Source organism: Sphingomonas sp. GW821-FHT10C01 (assembly GCF_059415525.1).
The window spans coordinates 388,417-403,136 of record NZ_JBWKNK010000002.1 but is presented as its reverse complement, the minus strand read 5'-3'; the positions used below and the strand labels follow the sequence as shown (position 1 = coordinate 403,136).

The following is a 14,720-nucleotide window of genomic DNA, read 5'->3' as shown; positions in this document are numbered from 1 at the left end:
AGGTCGTACGACCGCGTTAGCTTTAACCCTCACCCTTGAAGGACGCCGACTCAACTTCGTTAATGCGACTAGTTTGCATTACCATCCTTTCGCTGTTAGCGCGCGCAGCAAAGGAGATTCCCATGTTCCGTCGTCCGCGTTCGCCCCTGCCCCTCGTTGCGCTCGTCTGGCTCGCGCCGGTCGCCGCGCATGCAGGGGAAGTGGTCGCCGCAACCGGAGCCGAGGCGCCGAGCGACGCCGAGAAGGTCGAGGACGAGGGCCAGGTCGTCATCACCGCCGCGCGCACGGTGCTGCCGCCCAACGCGCTGCCGCTGACCATCGACGTGATCGACAAGGAAGCACTCGACCAGCAGATCGCGATCTCCGGCTCGGTCACCGACGCGGTGGCGACGCTGACTCCGTCCTTTTCCCCTACTCGCCAGAAGCTGTCGGGCGCGGGCGAAACGCTGCGTGGGCGCTCGCCGCTTTACGCGATCAACGGCATCCCCCAGTCGACCCCGATGCGCGACAGCAGCCGTGACGGCTTCACCATCGACGGCTTCTTCGTCGACCGGGTCGAGCTGATCTATGGCTCGAACGCGCTGCAGGGAATCGGCGGCACCGGCGGCATCGTCAATCAGGTGACCGTGGGCGCGCCGAAAAGCGACGGGCTGTCAGGCCGCGTGCTGCTTCAGGGCACCGCCGATGGCGACTTCAAGAGCGACGGCATCGGCTACAAGGCCGCGGGACTGATCCAGTACAAGGCCGGCCGTTTCGACGCGACGGTGGGCGCCGCCTATGAGAAGCGCGGCGCCTTCTACGACGCCGACGGACGCCGCATCGGCCTTAACCTGACCCAGGGCGAGACGCAGGATTCGCGCGCGACATCGCTGTTCGCGCGCTTCGGCTATGAGCTGTCGTCGAGCGCGCGGCTCGACCTGATCGCCAGCCGCTTCGAACTGGACGGCGATGGCGACTATGTCGCGACGCCAGGCAACCGCACGCTTGGCATCCCGACGACCTCGATCAAGGGCACGCCGCCCGGCATTCCCGCCGCGAACCGCGTCGAGAGCCTCGCGCTGTCGCTCACCGATCGCGACCTGTGGGGCGGCAACTTCGTCAGCCAGATCTTCTTCAACCGCAGCCACGACACGTTCGGTGGCGAGGTACGCGATGCGCTTGGCCGCTACACCGCGACCTTCCAGGACCCGAAGATCGCACCGGTCAACGACCTGTTCGACCAGTCCGAGAACCGCAGCCGCAAGATCGGCGGCAAGCTGAGCTACGAGCGCGGCCTGCCCGGGTTCGAGGACCTGACGCTGACGCTGGGCTTCGATGCGCTGTGGGACCGGACCGAGCAACGCCTGATCGCCACAGGGCGCACCTGGGTGCCGCCGAGCGACTTCCAGAGCCTTGCGCCGTTCGGCCAGGCGAACCTCAAGCTGTTCGACGGCGTGCTGCGTCTCGCTGGCGGCGCGCGGTGGGAGAACGTCAAGATCACGATCGACGACTATCACACGCTCGCCTCGACCACCTTCGTCGCCTGCACCACCCCGCCTGCGGCACCGGTCACGCCCTGCGGCCTGGCGAGCTACGGCGGCGTCGCGGTCTCCGGCGGCAGCCCGAAGTTCCAGGACGTGCTATTCAACGGCGGCGTGATCTTCGAGCCGGTCGCCGGCATCCGCGCCTATGCCAGCTATGCCGAGGGCTTTACCGTTCCCGATATCGGTCGCATCACCCGCGCCGTGAACCGCACGGGAATCGATATCGACAGCTATGTCGACATCTCGCCGATCGTCACCAACAACCGCGAGATCGGGGTCGAGGTGAAGCGCGGACCGCTCGACGCCAGCGCCACCTATTTCTGGTCGTCGAGCGACAAGGGTCAGTTGTTGATCGCCCGCCCCGACCGCATCTTCGACGTTCAGCGCTTGCGCGTCGAGATCCAGGGTCTTGAGGTCAATCTAGGTATCAAGATGCCGATCGACGGGCTGAAGCTCGGCATTGGCTATGCGCATCTGCTCGGCCGATATGATGCCGACACCAACCCCGACGGCAAGGTCGATACCGATCTCGACGGCGTGAACATCTCACCCGACCGTCTCAACCTGTCGGCAAGCTATGCCAAGGGACCGTTCTCGGCACGCGTCCAGTCGCAATTTTACCTGGCACGCAGCTTCCATGCCGACGCGGGCAAGATCCAGCCCGACCAGCGCAACAATTTCAGCGGCTACAACGTCACCGACGCCAATGTCCGTTACGACACCGGCATCGGCGCACTGAGCCTGAGCGTGCAGAACCTGCTCAACACGCAATATATCGACTATTCGAGCGACACCCGGCTGCCGACCGACAACCTCGCGTTCTTCGCGGGTCGCGGACGGACCTTCACGCTCGGCTGGGACTTCCGGTTCTAAGGACAGCGGCGATGAAGTGGATCGACCTTCTCCACCGCTGGACGGGTGGGATCATCGGGCTGGTGCTGGGGCTGCTCGGCCTGACCGGGGCGATCCTTGTCTTCAAGAGCTGGTGGCTCGCCTATCTGCCGGGTGCGGGCGATGCGCAGCGTCAGGATATCGCGTCGCTCGCGGCGCAGGTCGATACCGCGATGGCCGCGCCCGGCGGGCCACCGCAGTCGATTCTGTTCGCGTCACAGGATTTCGGCCTCACCCGCCTGTCGCGGGGTGAGGGCGCAGGCGCCTATGCCGACCAGTCGGGCCAGATCGTCACCGAATGGGGCAGCAAATGGGACCGGGTCGAACTTTGGCTGTTCGATTTCCACCATCATCTCTTCTTCGGCGACACGGGCGAGACGGTGGCGGGGATCGCGGCGCTGATCGGCCTGCTGTTCGTCATCACCGGCGCAATCCTGTGGTGGCGTCTGCGCAAGACGTTCAAGTTCCGCCTGATCCCGAAGCGGATGAGCCGGCCGGCGATCGTCACCCACCATCGCGACATCGGCGTGGTCTTCGCGCCGTTGCTGTTCCTGGCGCTCGCCACGGGATCGCTGATGGTGTTCCGCCCGATCAGCGAGGCGCTGTTCGCGCCCGCGACGGGCCTGAGCGCACCCTTCGAAGCACCCAAGGTCGAGGGCGGCCCGCTCGCCGCGAAGCTCGACTGGGCGGCGGTGTTCGCGGCGGCCCGCGCGCAATATCCGGATGCCGAGGTCCGCTTGGTATCCTTCCCGCGCAAGCCCGGCGGGCTGATCCTGATGCGCCTGCGCCAGCAACCCGAATGGCTGCCCAATGGCCGCACTCTGTTGTGGTTCCGGCCGGAGAACGGCCAGCTGGTCGACACCCGCAACATCCAGGCGATGCCCAAAGGCGTCCGCGCCTATAACGCCATTTACCCGCTCCACGCCGCCAAGGTCGGCGGCTTCCTGTGGAAGCTGGTGATCGCGGCGACGGGTCTTGTCCTTGCGATGCTCGGCACGCTGGCGGTGTGGACCTTCTGGTTCAAGCGGCCCAAGCCGATGCGCAAGGCGCGGCCAGCGGCGGCCTGACCCCAAGGCCTAGCTGCGCGGTGCCTGGCGACGGTAGCTCAGCGCCTCGGCGATATGGATTCGTCCGACCGCATCGCTTTGAGCGAGATCGGCGATCGTGCGCGCGACGCGCAGCACGCGGGTATAGCCGCGCGCGGACATGCGCATCGTCTCCGCCGCCTGTGCCAGCAGCTTGCGACCCGGCTCGTCCGGCGTCGCGGCGGCATCGAGCACCGGGCCGTCCGCTTCCGCGTTGGTGCGGGTAGCCGAGCCCTTGTAGCGCACCGCCTGAACCCTGCGCGCCGCCGCGACCCGCGCCGCGACCTCGGCTGATCCTTCGGCGGGCGGTGGGAGCACCAGATCGGCCGCGGTGACCGGCTGAACCTCGACATGCAGATCGATGCGGTCGAGTAGTGGACCGGATACCTTGGCCTGGTAGTCGGCGGCGCATCTGGGGGCACGGGCACAGGCGAGTGCGGGGTCGCCGAGGTGGCCGCAGCGGCATGGATTCATCGCCGCGACCAGCTGAACGCGCGCCGGGAAGGTGACGTGCGCGTTGGCGCGGGCGACGCTGACCGTACCGCTTTCCAGCGGCTGACGCAGCGAATCGAGCACCGCGCGCTGGAATTCGGGCAACTCATCGAGGAACAGCACGCCGAGATGCGCCATGCTCACCTCACCCGGCTTGACCTTGAGACCGCCACCGGTGAGCGCGGCCATCGACGCCGAATGATGTGGCGAACGGAATGGCCGAGTGCGGGTGAGCTTGCCGCCCTGTAGCGTCCCCGCGACACTGGCGACCATCGACACCTCCAGCGCCTCCGGCATTATGTAGCAAATGCACCAAAGGCTAGATAGATGTAATCGCCTGCGATGCGTATCATCCGCATATGACGGACATTGCCCTAGAAGCGCTAAAACGTAAGCGCGCAGAGATAACCGGCGAGATTGCCCGGTGCCACGCGGACCTAGCCAAGCTGTCAGCGGACCTTGAGCATCTGGACGGAACGCTACGGCTCTTCGCCCCGGACTTCGTGGCAGAGAGCGTGCTTCCCAAGGTGTTCACTCCGCCCAAGTCCTGGAGCAAGCGGGGTGAAATGAGCCGCGCTGTCCTGTCGATTCTACGCGTTGCCAGGGGGCCGCAGTCCACGCGAGAGATCGCGGCCCAGATCGTTGCCCAGCGAGGCTTGGAGAGCGATAACGGCATCCTCAACATCATGACCCGCCGTGTTGGCCATGTGCTGCGCGACAAGCGCGAGAGCGGCTTAGTTCGGTCGGTCGAGGAAACCGGGCTTTGGCTGCAATGGGAGATTGTGCGGTAGGGCGGCGTCGCACTCGCCGCCCGTACCTTTACTTGATCAGCTTGGGCTTGAACGCCGCGATAGCCGCCGTCGCGGACGGAGCTGGAAGCTTGCCCTCCCGCACCTTGCTCTCAAGGTACTTCGGCATTTGCTGATCCAAATAGAAGTCCCGGACCCACTTGCGGAACTCGCCCAACGCGTCGTCCGGGTAGCAATAAGCCGGCTGAGGATTGGACAAGGCTTGCGGGAAATAGTCAGGGTAATTGTGCTCGTACCGTCGCCGCTCGCCGTAAATCACTTCAAGGTTTTCGGCCTTCCAGTACTTGGCCCACGCCATACCAACGCTGATATCGGGGATGAAGTCTTTTCCGATCTTCGCGCCCGACCGGATCATCGTGACGATGATATCGGCGACTTCCTTGAAGATGCTGAAATATCCGTCTGGAACTGTGTGATACACCAGCGAAACACGGTCGTGAAACTGCTGCCACGCTACGCTTGGGGCGCCAGACGGATTATACCCCACCTGCGCATAGATGAACTGCTGAAAGCCCTTGCGCGCCAGAATGCGATAGCTCTGCGCGGCCTTATCGCTGGAGGTTTTTGCTTCAAACGCGTAGTATTCCAGCACCGCCATGCACACGGCTGACGGGATGATGTGGTTAATTGTCCCGTTCTTTTCGATGGCAATGAATGCCACCGAATCATCCGCTCCTTGAGCGCGGACAAGTTCCCGAATTTTCTGCTCGCGCGGCTTGAGCGGGGTGGAAATCCAATCGCCGGTAATGCGGGTGATCATCGAGCTATCCACGCCGCACATGCTGGCGAGACCGCGAATGTTTAGGAAAGGCGAGCCATCCGAAAGGACGCCCATCCCAATGCCATCAACCTCGCGTTCGACCTCAATTTCAAGGTCGAGTTTGTACTGCTTTTGGGTGATGCTCTGTGGTACTAAATTTGCCATATTATCCAGCCTTTTCAGGTAGTTGAGGTGATGCTCAACTCGGCTGGACGCTTTCTTACCTGTGCCGTAGCACAGGGTTGCACAAGAGGCGGCTCAGCTGAGCTGTTCCGGGGCGTCTGATCGGGATTCCCGGTCGGACGCCTTCGGAAGCGCCATAGTTAATTGAAATTCGTTATTTGCGCGAATCGATCGTTTCGTTTCAGCGGCGAAGCGGTGCGTCCTTGCGTTAAGCGGAGCGCTGCCAGTACCCAGCCCACTTGCGCGACACCGGCGAAGCCAGCGCGCTTTCCGTCACCAGCGTTGCTTGCGAGCCGTTCGACACGCGGCGGTTATCTTCTCGCCAGCTAGCTTCCTGCGCGTAGGCGTGCAGGTACGGACCCGCGATATGGTGGTGAGTGCCGACTTCCATGCGGCGCAGGCGACTGAAATAGCTCTCGGCCATGTTGGTGCAGACGCCCTTGTCCATGAACTGGACCGAGTGATTGACGCGCTTCGTCTCCCAACCGGCGTGAAGGGCATCCCAACCGGTGCCTTCGTCGGCGTGGATCGTGGCGAGGGTTTCGACATGATCGCGGACGAAGGGAACCGCATCGCCTTCATTCTTCACGACGAACGGAAGTGACTTCCCGTCCTGCTCGCGCATGATGACCACGCACTGGCGCTTGCCCGACCGGTTGACCAGTAGGCGGCGGTCCTTGCGGTCAGCCTTTTCGTTCTCCGGCTTCACGTAACCGCCGAAATACGCGCCATCGATCTCGACCACGCCATCAAGGCGGCGGTTCTGCTGCTCAAGGCTCATGGCTTCGCGCAGCTTGTGCGCCAGGACGAAGGCAGTCTTGTACTGCACGTCCAGATCGCGGCTGACTTGGAGCGCCGACACACCCTTAGCTCCGTTGACGAAGATCACGATGGCGGCAAGCAGATCGGTGAATGACAGCTTGCGGCTGGCGAAGATCGTGCCGCTGGTGACGCTGAACTGGTGATGGCAAGCAACGCACTTGAAGCGACGGCGCGACGTGATGTTGTAGGTCTCGGTGCAGCCGCAACGCGGGCAAATCGCCTCGCCGTCATTCTCCGGCCAACGCAGTTCGCAGAACGTCTCGTACGCCTTGTCCTCGCCCATGCGGAACACAGCCTTGAGGCTCAGGGTGCGGGCGGCGGCGGAGAGGAGGAAGTGCTGCATTGCCATCATTTCCAGTGCTTATGCACTGTATATGATGGCATGACACACTGTTGTCAATGGCCTTTGCATCGCATATGATGACATTTCGCATCATATGGAGCTTGTATGCCGGTTCAGGAGAAAGAGTGGGAGGATCGCGTCAAGCGGCTCCTGAAAGCCGAACTGACACGCAGGGGCATCACCTATGCACAACTAGTCGGAAAGCTCGCTGAAATCGGCGTGATGGACTCTGAGCCGAATGTCAGGAACAAGATCAGCCGGGGTAAATTTACAGCGGTGTTTCTACTGCAATGTCTGGAAGCAATCGGGGCATCTTCCTTGCGACTGTCGGATGGCTGATCCTCTGCGGCGCTTCACCAAGCGGGCAACGTAGCAGCCCCGAAAGCCGCAAAGCCGAACAACAAATAGGCAACTCCCTTGAGCGGATAGCTGGGGCGCTGGAGAAGGCGAACGAATCCAAGCGCGAAACAGCCGACTGCACCGATGACGCCGAAGATCGTGAGTCCGATCTTTGCGCCCAGTGGAAGGCTGCGAACGCTGCTGCGCAGGCTGCTGACGCTGCCGAAACAACAAATCATATTGGTTGGATCGGTCTGGTTCTCGGCACAATAACGATGGGCGCAGCTATTGCTGCCGCCAAGTTTGCTAGGGACGCCGCTAATCACACCGAGACCGGTGCCAATGTCAGCCGCGCGGGCACCGAAGCCAACGTGATCGTTGAAAGGCTTAGGAACGAGGGGCTGAAGCACTGGTTCGACGATGAGGCCTTCGATCCCGCCTCGACCTACATGAACCGGCTTTATTTCTACCTTTCCAACTCCGGACCCACCGCCGCTTACGATATTGCGGTCACGGGAACGATGACTGTGTTCATGCGGGAAGCGGGCCCTGTCGTTTGCATTGCTCCAGATCGCTACAGGAGCGCCGAAATGTCGCCGCATCCCGCCATTGAATGCTGGTTTGAGCAGATGATGACGCCTGACACCGCCGCCGCCATCCGCGCCGCATACAAAGCCGATGAAATTACAAGGATCAGCGTAGTGATCGGGCTTACGTACCGCACGACGTTCGGTACCGCCTTCGTTAAGCAATACACGTTCAAAACGCCCGCCATTGTGGAGATGAATAATGATCCCCGCATTGGCACTGTCCTTGAAGATGCGGGGGTTTCGATCTGGCGAAACGGTAGGCCCCTGGCCGGGGCCTGCACTGCCTGAAAAGGCGGCGTATACGATGACACCCGCCATCACCAGCGCAGACAACCATCTACGCATTGGTGCATTTGCTACATAATGCCGAGCGCCTCGGTCGCATCGAGCGGAGGAAGGATGCCGGGCAGACAGCTCGCCATCAGCGATTTGCCCGCCCCGGGCGGACCGACCATCAAGAGGTTATGCCCACCCGCCGCCGCGATCTCCAGCGCGCGCTTGGCGATCTCCTGCCCCTTCACCTGCCTGAGATCGGGGCCGTGCAACACCTCGTCCGCCTCGCCCGGCCGCGGCGCGCCGAGCAGTTGCTGGCCCTTGAAATGATTGATCAGGCCGATCAGGTCCGGCGCGGCGATCACCCCCGTCGTCCCCGCCCAGGCGGCCTCCGCGCCTTGCGCGACGGGACAGACCAGCCCCTTCCCCATTTCCGCCGCATGAAGCGCGGCGAGCAGCACCCCGGGCGACGACGCGATGCGGCCATCGAGTCCCAACTCGCCGACAAAGACATGCTCGCTCAACGATTCGGCATCGACCACGCCCATCGCGCCCAGCAATGCCAGCGCGATCGGCAGATCGAAATGCGACCCCTCCTTGGGTAAATCGGCGGGCGAGAGATTGAGGATCACCCGCTTGGGTGGCAGCGCCAAACCGATCGCCGCCATCGCCGCGCGCACCCGCTCACGGCTCTCCGCCACCGCCTTGTCCGGCAGACCGACCACGACGAAATTGGGCAGGCCGGGGACGAGGTTGCACTGCACCTCCACGGCGCGAGCCTCCAGCCCCAGATACGCAACCGTAGCGACGCTCGCGACCATATGCCCCCCATTTGTTCACTGCTTGTAACGGCTTTTACGCGGCAGGGAACGGCTGATCGCACCCGCGGCTTGCAGGGCCAACACCCACTCCCCACGTCAGGTCCATGCGACGTAAACCGCATCCGATCCTGCGAATCACCCTGCTCGTAACCGGCATCCTGCTGTTTCTGGTGGTCGCGCCGCTGATTTCCCCCCTGCCTGGACCGGCCGGCACGGTCGTCGCCGCGTTGGGCCTGATCCTGATCCTGCGCAATTCGCGCTGGGCGCGGCGACGCTTCGTCATTCTGAAGGCGCGCTGGCCGCGCGTGGGCGCCTTCATCGATCGCATCCTGATCCGCGCCAGCGCGAAACGTCGCCGCGAACGCCCCAAATCGATCGCAACGAATTGACTTTGCCCTGCCCTTTGGCTAACGGCCCTGCACACGCGGTCGCCCCTGTGGCGGCCCTTTTAGTTTCTAGAATTCAGGGAATGAGCGATGAAGCGGACTTTTCAGCCGAGCAACCTGGTGCGAGCGCGCCGGCACGGCTTCCGCGCGCGCATGGCGACCCCCGGCGGCCGCAATGTGATTCGCGCCCGCCGCGCCCGCGGCCGCAACAAGCTGAGCGCCTGACCCCACCGCCAGCTTCGCTGGCGGCCATGGAAGGCGCCTCTCTCGCGCGGCTCACGCTGCGCAAGGATTATCTCGCCGCCAACGCAGGCAAGCGCGTGCCCATGCCAGGGTTCGTGTTGCTAGTCCGCGTTCGCGGCGATGATGATGATTCGACGATGCGAATCGGCATCACCGTATCCAAGAAAGTCGGCAACGCAGTCGTGCGCAATCGCATGAAGCGCCGCTTCCGAGAACTCGCGCGCGCGATCCTGCCTGCCGAGGGCATTGCCGGCGCGGACCATGTGTTGATCGGCCGCAATTCGGGCATCGAACGCGATTACGCGGCGCTCAGGGCTGACCTGACCAAGGCGTTGGGCAAGATCCGCAGATGATCGCCCGTGCCCTGATCCTGATCACGCGTGGCTGGCAGATCGGCCCGTCGCGCATCCTTCCTCCCAGCTGCCGCTATGCGCCCAGCTGTTCGGCCTATGCAATCGAGGCACTCTCCCGCTATGGCGCGCTCAAAGGCGGATGGCTTGCGCTCCGGCGCATCCTTCGCTGCCATCCGTGGGGTGGGCACGGCTATGATCCCGTGCCCTGATTTCCTGAACCGGGGACTGACGTGAAAGACGACCAGAAGAATTTCCTGATCTTCGCCGTGCTCGCAGCGCTGCTGCTGTTCGGGTGGCCGATGGTCGCCGAACGCCTGTTTCCGACGCCCAAGCCGCCGGTGACGCAGGTCAAGGACGGCAAGAGCGAGGCCGTCGCCAATCCGGGCGCGCTCCCTGCAACGGACGGCGTCACCGTGACCCGCGACCGCAAGATCGTCCTCGCCGAAACCCCGCGTATCGCAATCGAGACCCCCACCGTGCGCGGCTCGATCAACCTCAAGGGCGCGCGCATCGACGATCTGGTGCTGGTCAAGCACAAGGAAACGATCAAGCCGGACAGCCCGCCGATCCGCCTCCTGTCCCCCTCGGGAACGCAGGACGCCTATTTCGCGGGCTTCGGCTGGTCGGGCAGCGGCCTTAACGCGCCCGCGCCTGACGCGGTGTGGACCGCGAGCGGCAACAAGCTGACCCCGACCACTCCGGTCAAGCTCACCACGGGCAACGGCGCGCAGCGCTTCATCATCGAGATCTCGGTGGATGAAGGCTATATGTTCACCGTCCGCCAGCGCGTCGCGAACCTGGGCGAAAAGCCGATCAGCGTCGCCGGTCATGGCTATCTGTCGCGCTACGGCCCGGGCAAGGATCACGACACCTGGACGATCCATGCCGGTCCGGTCGCCTCGTACAACCGCACCGTGGACTATAGCGTCAACTATAGCACGGTGAAGGACGAGGGCGCCAAGAGCTTCGACTCCACCGGCGGCTGGGTCGGTTATACCGATATCTATTGGCTGACGGCATTGATCCCCGACCAGGGCATGAACGTCGCGCTGAAGTTCCGCCCGACCGGCGGCCTCGCGTCGCAGGCACAGTTCGAACCGACCACCGCTCGCGTGGTCGGCCCGGGCCAGATGGTCACGCAGACGTCGCGCTTCTTCGCGGGCGCCAAGGACATCAACCTGCTCGATCACTATGAGGAACAGGGCGGCATCCACCAGTTCGGCAAGGCGATCGACTGGGGCTGGTTCGAAATCTTCGAAAAGCCGATCTTCCACTACCTGAATTGGCTGTTCCGGATGATCGGCAATTTCGGCGTCGCGATCATCGCGCTGACGCTGACCGTTCGCCTGCTGCTGTTCCCGATCGCGCAGAAGCAGTTCGCGTCGATGGCGTCGATGCGCGCGGTGCAGCCGAAGATGAAGGCGATCCAGGAGCGCTACAAGGACGACAAGCCGCGCCAGCAGCAGGAGATCATGAAGCTGTACAAGGAGGAGAAGGTCAATCCGCTCGCGGGCTGCCTCCCCACCCTGCTCCAGATTCCGATCCTCTACGCGCTGTACAAGGTGTTGATGCTCTCGATCGAGATGCGTCACCAGCCGTTCGTCGGGTGGATCAAGGACCTTTCGGCGCCGGATCCGCTGCACGTCCTGAACCTGTTCGGCCTGCTTGACTTCAACCCGCCGGGGTTCCTGGCGATCGGCTTGCTGCCGATCCTGCTCGGCCTGTCGATGTGGGCGCAGTTCAAGCTGAACCCGGCACCGATGGACGACATGCAGAAGCAGGTCTTCGCGATCATGCCCTGGGTGCTGATGTTCGTGATGGCGCCGTTCGCGGCGGGTCTCCAGCTCTACTGGATCACTTCGAACCTGCTCACCATCGCGCAGCAGAAGCTGCTCTACATGCGCCACCCCGCGCTCAAGGAGCCGATCGCCGCGGCACCGGCGGGTGGCAATGGGAAGTCGGGGAAGAAGTGACGCAGTTCGAACCCGAAGCGATCGAGGCCGCGCGAAAGACCTTCGCCGGCCCCGTCGCCTTTCTCAAATCCGCACCCGCGCTCCATTTCCTGCCCGATCCCACGGTACCGGAAGTGGCGTTCGCGGGCCGGTCCAACGTCGGCAAATCGTCGCTCCTCAATGCGCTGACCGGCCGCAACGGCCTGGCTCGCACGTCGAACACGCCGGGGCGGACGCAGGAACTCAACTTCTTCGACATCGGCGATCCGTTGAAGTTCCGGCTGGTCGACATGCCCGGCTATGGCTTCGCCAAGGCGCCGAAGGATATCGTCAAGAAGTGGCGCTTCCTGGTGAACGACTATCTGCGCGGGCGCGACGTGCTCAAGCGGGTGCTGGTGCTGATCGACAGCCGCCACGGCATCAAGGAGGTCGACCGCGACATCCTCGACATGCTCGACGCGGCGGCGGTGAGCTATCGCATCGTCCTGACCAAGGCGGACAAGATCAAGCCAGCCGAGCTGGCGGATGTGACCGAGCGCACCATCGCCGAGGCGCGCAAGCGCCCCGCCGCGCACCCCGACATCCTCTCGACATCGAGCGAGAAGGCCGACGGCATCGCCGAACTGCGCGCCGCCGTGCTGGAGGCCGTGAGCGTCTAAGAGTCCGTTTGGACAGATACCGGATTGACCCTATGCTTCTCCCGCACTCCGGCGGTGAGGAGCGGATATGGGCGGCATGAACCGGCGGACCGAAGATGGCCGCCCGATCCTGATCGACGGTCTCTACGACGACGCCTATCATATTCACGGCTCGACCGGGACCGTCGAGCCCGACGATCTCGCCGCTGCCCTCGAGCAAGCCAATCGGCACGCCGCGGATGCGCTGACCGTCTATCTGGCGGGCAGCTGGTCGCTGGATATCGACGACACGCTGGCACAATCCGACGCCTTGCCCGGAAAGCCGACCGCACCGATCGCGGTCGAAATGGAGGTCGACGGCCGTTTCACGATAGCTGCGCCCGAAATCGCATTCGACCTGATGGGGCTTCAGGCCACCGTAGGACTGACCGCAACGGGCGAGCTTCGGATCGAGGCGCGGATGGAGGACGACCGGGTCCAGTACCAGGCGGTCGCCGCCAATATCGGCATCGATCATACCAAGGCGGATATCGGTGGCATATTCGACGCCGGACCGTTGCTGCAGCCGCTCATCGTGCAGTTGCTCGCCGCCGGCACGCAGCCGCAGGACGTATCGATCGAACCCCATGGCGCCGACGAGAAGTTCATCCTGGTGGGTGATGGAGTCACTCACGTCCTGAAACGCCGGCGGCCGACGGGAACGCGCAAATTCCTGCGGCCGCTCCCGTTTCGCGTGAAGCAACCGAACCGCATGACATGCTGGGCAACGGCGATGGGTTCGTTTCTGAACACGCTGTCGGTCGGCAACATGCCACCCGAGGCCAAGGCCTATAAGCAGGACTATCTGACCACCGACGCCGTGATCCAGCGCATGATCGATCAGGGCGCCGCCGACGGCGTCACCTATGTCGAAGCGGGCAGCCATATGTTGACCGGCCCCCACGCACTCGACCTGTGGAAAAAGGTGTGCAGTGTGTTCTCGATCCTGGAAGAGCCGAGTCTGCCGCCGCTCAAGGTGCTGACGATGGAGATCATCAAGAGCTACATCGACAGTTTCAGATATGTGCTGATCATGTTCCATGACACGGGCTGGAACCCGAAGCCCGGGCAGCCTGGCTATCATCCAGACGATCCGCTGTGGTGGCATGTCGTGATCTGCTACGGCTATGATACTCAGACGAACATGATCATGGTGATGGATCCGGCAATCGGCGGCAATCTTGTCGTCGCGATCAAGCCGGATTGCCCTTACATCATCGTCGGGCAAGCGGCGCTGCCATATACCGGATGAGGATGATCGCCACTTAACCGGCACCGGGACTTTACCATCGGAACGAGTGCCTGCCGATCGCGCCCCTTCTTCTTTAGAAATCTGTTGCCGGTCTTCGCTTGTCTGACAATATTCCCAGCACCGCCTCCGGGGGGAGGCGAGTCGGAGGGGGTATCATGAAAAAGCTGTTTTGGGCCGCGACCGCGGCTGCGTTCGCTATTACCGCGGCACCGGCCATGGCGAAGGACAAGAAGGCCGGGACCGAAGCCGAGAAGCAGAAGAAGGAAGAGAAACCCGACGACGAGGAGAAGGTCGCCGCGTCGATCGCGAGCATCTCGGCGCCGAAGGAAGGGCTGAAACCCGTTGCGCTCACCTGGCCGGTCGGCATCGCCAATGCCACACCGACGGTCTCCGCCGGAACGCTCCTGCCGCCCAACACGGAAATCGTCCTCAAGATGAACACCGAACTCAGCTCCAAGAAGGCGCGAGAAGGCGATGTCTTCGTGGCGTCGGTGGCTCAGGACGTGATGGTGGGCAACATGGTGGTGATCCGCCGCGGAACGCCCGCCAACGGGGTGGTCACGTGGCGCACCGGCAAGGGGTCGTTCGGCAAGAGCGCCAAGATGCGGTACGAGTTCCACAGCCTGGACCTGGAGGGCCAGCGCGTGCCGGTCTCAGGCCAGTTCCGCGAGGACGGCAACGGCAACACCGGCGCGACCGTGGGCGCGGTGGTCGGGGCCGGCCTGATCGGCGGCCTCCTCGTCACCGGCCGCAGCGCGGTCATTGAGCAGGGCCGCGAGCACAAGGTGTACACGACCGCCGCGATCCCCCTTCTGGTGCCCGCCGTGGCAGCTCCGGTCGCACCGGCCGCTGCGCCAACCACCGAAGTCGCGCCCGCAGCCACGACGACCACGTCGAACTGATCGCTCAGGAGAACTGACACCGAA

The 14,720-nt window shown here is 63.5% G+C and carries 15 protein-coding genes and 2 pseudogenes; 13 read left to right on the top strand and 4 right to left on the bottom strand.

The window, feature by feature from the left end; genetic code table 11:
• Positions 1-122 precede the first annotated feature (122 nt).
• Together AC07M1_RS13965 and AC07M1_RS13960 are read left to right on the top strand one after the other, a co-directional pair.
• Positions 123-2,396: a TonB-dependent receptor gene (locus AC07M1_RS13965; RefSeq protein WP_495163223.1), complete on the top strand. Its 2,274-nt coding sequence runs from the start codon at positions 123-125 to the stop codon at positions 2,394-2,396.
• A gap of 11 nt (positions 2,397-2,407) precedes the next feature.
• The gene (locus AC07M1_RS13960; protein ID WP_495163222.1) at positions 2,408-3,481 is read left to right on the top strand and encodes a PepSY-associated TM helix domain-containing protein; all 1,074 of its coding nucleotides are present in this window, start codon (positions 2,408-2,410) and stop codon (positions 3,479-3,481) included.
• Positions 3,482-3,490: 9 nt separating this feature from the next.
• Here the strand turns inward: AC07M1_RS13960 and AC07M1_RS13955 are convergent.
• Positions 3,491-4,285 (bottom strand): annotated as a pseudogene (locus tag AC07M1_RS13955) (ATP-binding protein); the annotation flags it as partial.
• A 65-nt stretch (positions 4,286-4,350) separates the two neighbouring features.
• Here AC07M1_RS13955 and AC07M1_RS13950 point away from each other — a divergent pair.
• Positions 4,351-4,782 carry a hypothetical protein gene (locus AC07M1_RS13950; RefSeq protein ID WP_495163221.1) on the top strand — a complete coding sequence of 144 codons (432 nt, stop codon included), beginning with the start codon at positions 4,351-4,353 and terminating at the stop codon, positions 4,780-4,782.
• Positions 4,783-4,810: 28 nt separating this feature from the next.
• On the opposite strand, the gene AC07M1_RS13945 is transcribed toward AC07M1_RS13950, so the two are convergent.
• The gene (locus AC07M1_RS13945) at positions 4,811-5,725 is read right to left on the bottom strand and encodes a BstA C-terminal domain-containing protein (protein ID WP_495163220.1); all 915 of its coding nucleotides are present in this window, start codon (positions 5,723-5,725) and stop codon (positions 4,811-4,813) included.
• A gap of 226 nt (positions 5,726-5,951) precedes the next feature.
• The gene (locus AC07M1_RS13940) at positions 5,952-6,908 is read right to left on the bottom strand and encodes an IS1595 family transposase (RefSeq protein WP_495163253.1); all 957 of its coding nucleotides are present in this window, start codon (positions 6,906-6,908) and stop codon (positions 5,952-5,954) included.
• 105 nt (positions 6,909-7,013) lie between these two features.
• Here AC07M1_RS13940 and AC07M1_RS13935 point away from each other — a divergent pair, with 105 nt between their 5' ends.
• The gene (locus tag AC07M1_RS13935; protein ID WP_495163219.1) at positions 7,014-7,247 is read left to right on the top strand and encodes a DUF6471 domain-containing protein; all 234 of its coding nucleotides are present in this window, start codon (positions 7,014-7,016) and stop codon (positions 7,245-7,247) included.
• Positions 7,199-8,125 carry a hypothetical protein gene (locus AC07M1_RS13930; protein ID WP_495163218.1) on the top strand — a complete coding sequence of 309 codons (927 nt, stop codon included), beginning with the start codon at positions 7,199-7,201 and terminating at the stop codon, positions 8,123-8,125. Before AC07M1_RS13935 ends, AC07M1_RS13930 begins: the two co-directional genes overlap by 49 nt.
• Before the next feature lie 80 nt (positions 8,126-8,205).
• Here AC07M1_RS13930 and AC07M1_RS13925 read toward each other — a convergent pair.
• Positions 8,206-8,931, bottom strand: a pseudogene (locus AC07M1_RS13925) (magnesium chelatase domain-containing protein); the annotation flags it as partial.
• A gap of 104 nt (positions 8,932-9,035) precedes the next feature.
• Between AC07M1_RS13925 and AC07M1_RS13920 the strand changes: the two are divergent.
• The 8 genes from AC07M1_RS13920 (at position 9,036) to AC07M1_RS13885 (ending at position 14,696) form a co-directional block, all read left to right on the top strand.
• On the top strand, positions 9,036-9,320 hold the full coding sequence (locus tag AC07M1_RS13920) for a hypothetical protein (protein WP_495163217.1): 285 nt from the start codon (positions 9,036-9,038) through the stop codon (positions 9,318-9,320).
• A gap of 87 nt (positions 9,321-9,407) precedes the next feature.
• Positions 9,408-9,542: a 50S ribosomal protein L34 gene (rpmH, locus tag AC07M1_RS13915; RefSeq protein WP_044332822.1), complete on the top strand. Its 135-nt coding sequence runs from the start codon at positions 9,408-9,410 to the stop codon at positions 9,540-9,542.
• A 26-nt stretch (positions 9,543-9,568) separates the two neighbouring features.
• The gene (gene rnpA / locus AC07M1_RS13910) at positions 9,569-9,913 is read left to right on the top strand and encodes a ribonuclease P protein component (protein ID WP_495163216.1); all 345 of its coding nucleotides are present in this window, start codon (positions 9,569-9,571) and stop codon (positions 9,911-9,913) included.
• Positions 9,910-10,122, top strand: a complete 213-nt coding sequence (gene yidD / locus AC07M1_RS13905; protein WP_495163215.1) for a membrane protein insertion efficiency factor YidD — start codon at positions 9,910-9,912, stop codon at positions 10,120-10,122. Before rnpA ends, yidD begins: the two co-directional genes overlap by 4 nt.
• 21 nt (positions 10,123-10,143) lie before the next feature.
• Positions 10,144-11,886: a membrane protein insertase YidC gene (gene yidC / locus AC07M1_RS13900; RefSeq protein WP_495163214.1), complete on the top strand. Its 1,743-nt coding sequence runs from the start codon at positions 10,144-10,146 to the stop codon at positions 11,884-11,886.
• Positions 11,883-12,524, top strand: a complete 642-nt coding sequence (yihA, locus tag AC07M1_RS13895) for a ribosome biogenesis GTP-binding protein YihA/YsxC (protein WP_495163213.1) — start codon at positions 11,883-11,885, stop codon at positions 12,522-12,524. Before yidC ends, yihA begins: the two co-directional genes overlap by 4 nt.
• A gap of 76 nt (positions 12,525-12,600) precedes the next feature.
• A complete protein-coding gene (locus AC07M1_RS13890) occupies positions 12,601-13,794 on the top strand; it encodes a hypothetical protein (protein ID WP_495163212.1) in 1,194 nt (397 codons plus the stop codon).
• 155 nt (positions 13,795-13,949) lie between these two features.
• Complete coding sequence (locus tag AC07M1_RS13885; RefSeq protein WP_495163211.1) at positions 13,950-14,696, top strand: hypothetical protein; 747 nt, start codon at positions 13,950-13,952, stop codon at positions 14,694-14,696.
• Positions 14,697-14,720 lie beyond the last annotated feature (24 nt).

Coding starts and splice junctions, on each gene's coding strand:
- AC07M1_RS13965 (WP_495163223.1), top strand. CDS start 123: ATGTTCCGTCGTCCGCGTTCGCCCCTGCCCCTCGTTGCGCTCGTCTGG.
- AC07M1_RS13960 (WP_495163222.1), top strand. CDS start 2,408: ATGAAGTGGATCGACCTTCTCCACCGCTGGACGGGTGGGATCATCGGG.
- AC07M1_RS13950 (WP_495163221.1), top strand. CDS start 4,351: ATGACGGACATTGCCCTAGAAGCGCTAAAACGTAAGCGCGCAGAGATA.
- AC07M1_RS13945 (WP_495163220.1), bottom strand. CDS start 5,725: ATGGCAAATTTAGTACCACAGAGCATCACCCAAAAGCAGTACAAACTC.
- AC07M1_RS13940 (WP_495163253.1), bottom strand. CDS start 6,908: ATGCAGCACTTCCTCCTCTCCGCCGCCGCCCGCACCCTGAGCCTCAAG.
- AC07M1_RS13935 (WP_495163219.1), top strand. CDS start 7,014: ATGCCGGTTCAGGAGAAAGAGTGGGAGGATCGCGTCAAGCGGCTCCTG.
- AC07M1_RS13930 (WP_495163218.1), top strand. CDS start 7,199: ATGTCTGGAAGCAATCGGGGCATCTTCCTTGCGACTGTCGGATGGCTG.
- AC07M1_RS13920 (WP_495163217.1), top strand. CDS start 9,036: ATGCGACGTAAACCGCATCCGATCCTGCGAATCACCCTGCTCGTAACC.
- rpmH (WP_044332822.1), top strand. CDS start 9,408: ATGAAGCGGACTTTTCAGCCGAGCAACCTGGTGCGAGCGCGCCGGCAC.
- rnpA (WP_495163216.1), top strand. CDS start 9,569: ATGGAAGGCGCCTCTCTCGCGCGGCTCACGCTGCGCAAGGATTATCTC.
- yidD (WP_495163215.1), top strand. CDS start 9,910: ATGATCGCCCGTGCCCTGATCCTGATCACGCGTGGCTGGCAGATCGGC.
- AC07M1_RS13890 (WP_495163212.1), top strand. CDS start 12,601: ATGAACCGGCGGACCGAAGATGGCCGCCCGATCCTGATCGACGGTCTC.
- AC07M1_RS13885 (WP_495163211.1), top strand. CDS start 13,950: ATGAAAAAGCTGTTTTGGGCCGCGACCGCGGCTGCGTTCGCTATTACC.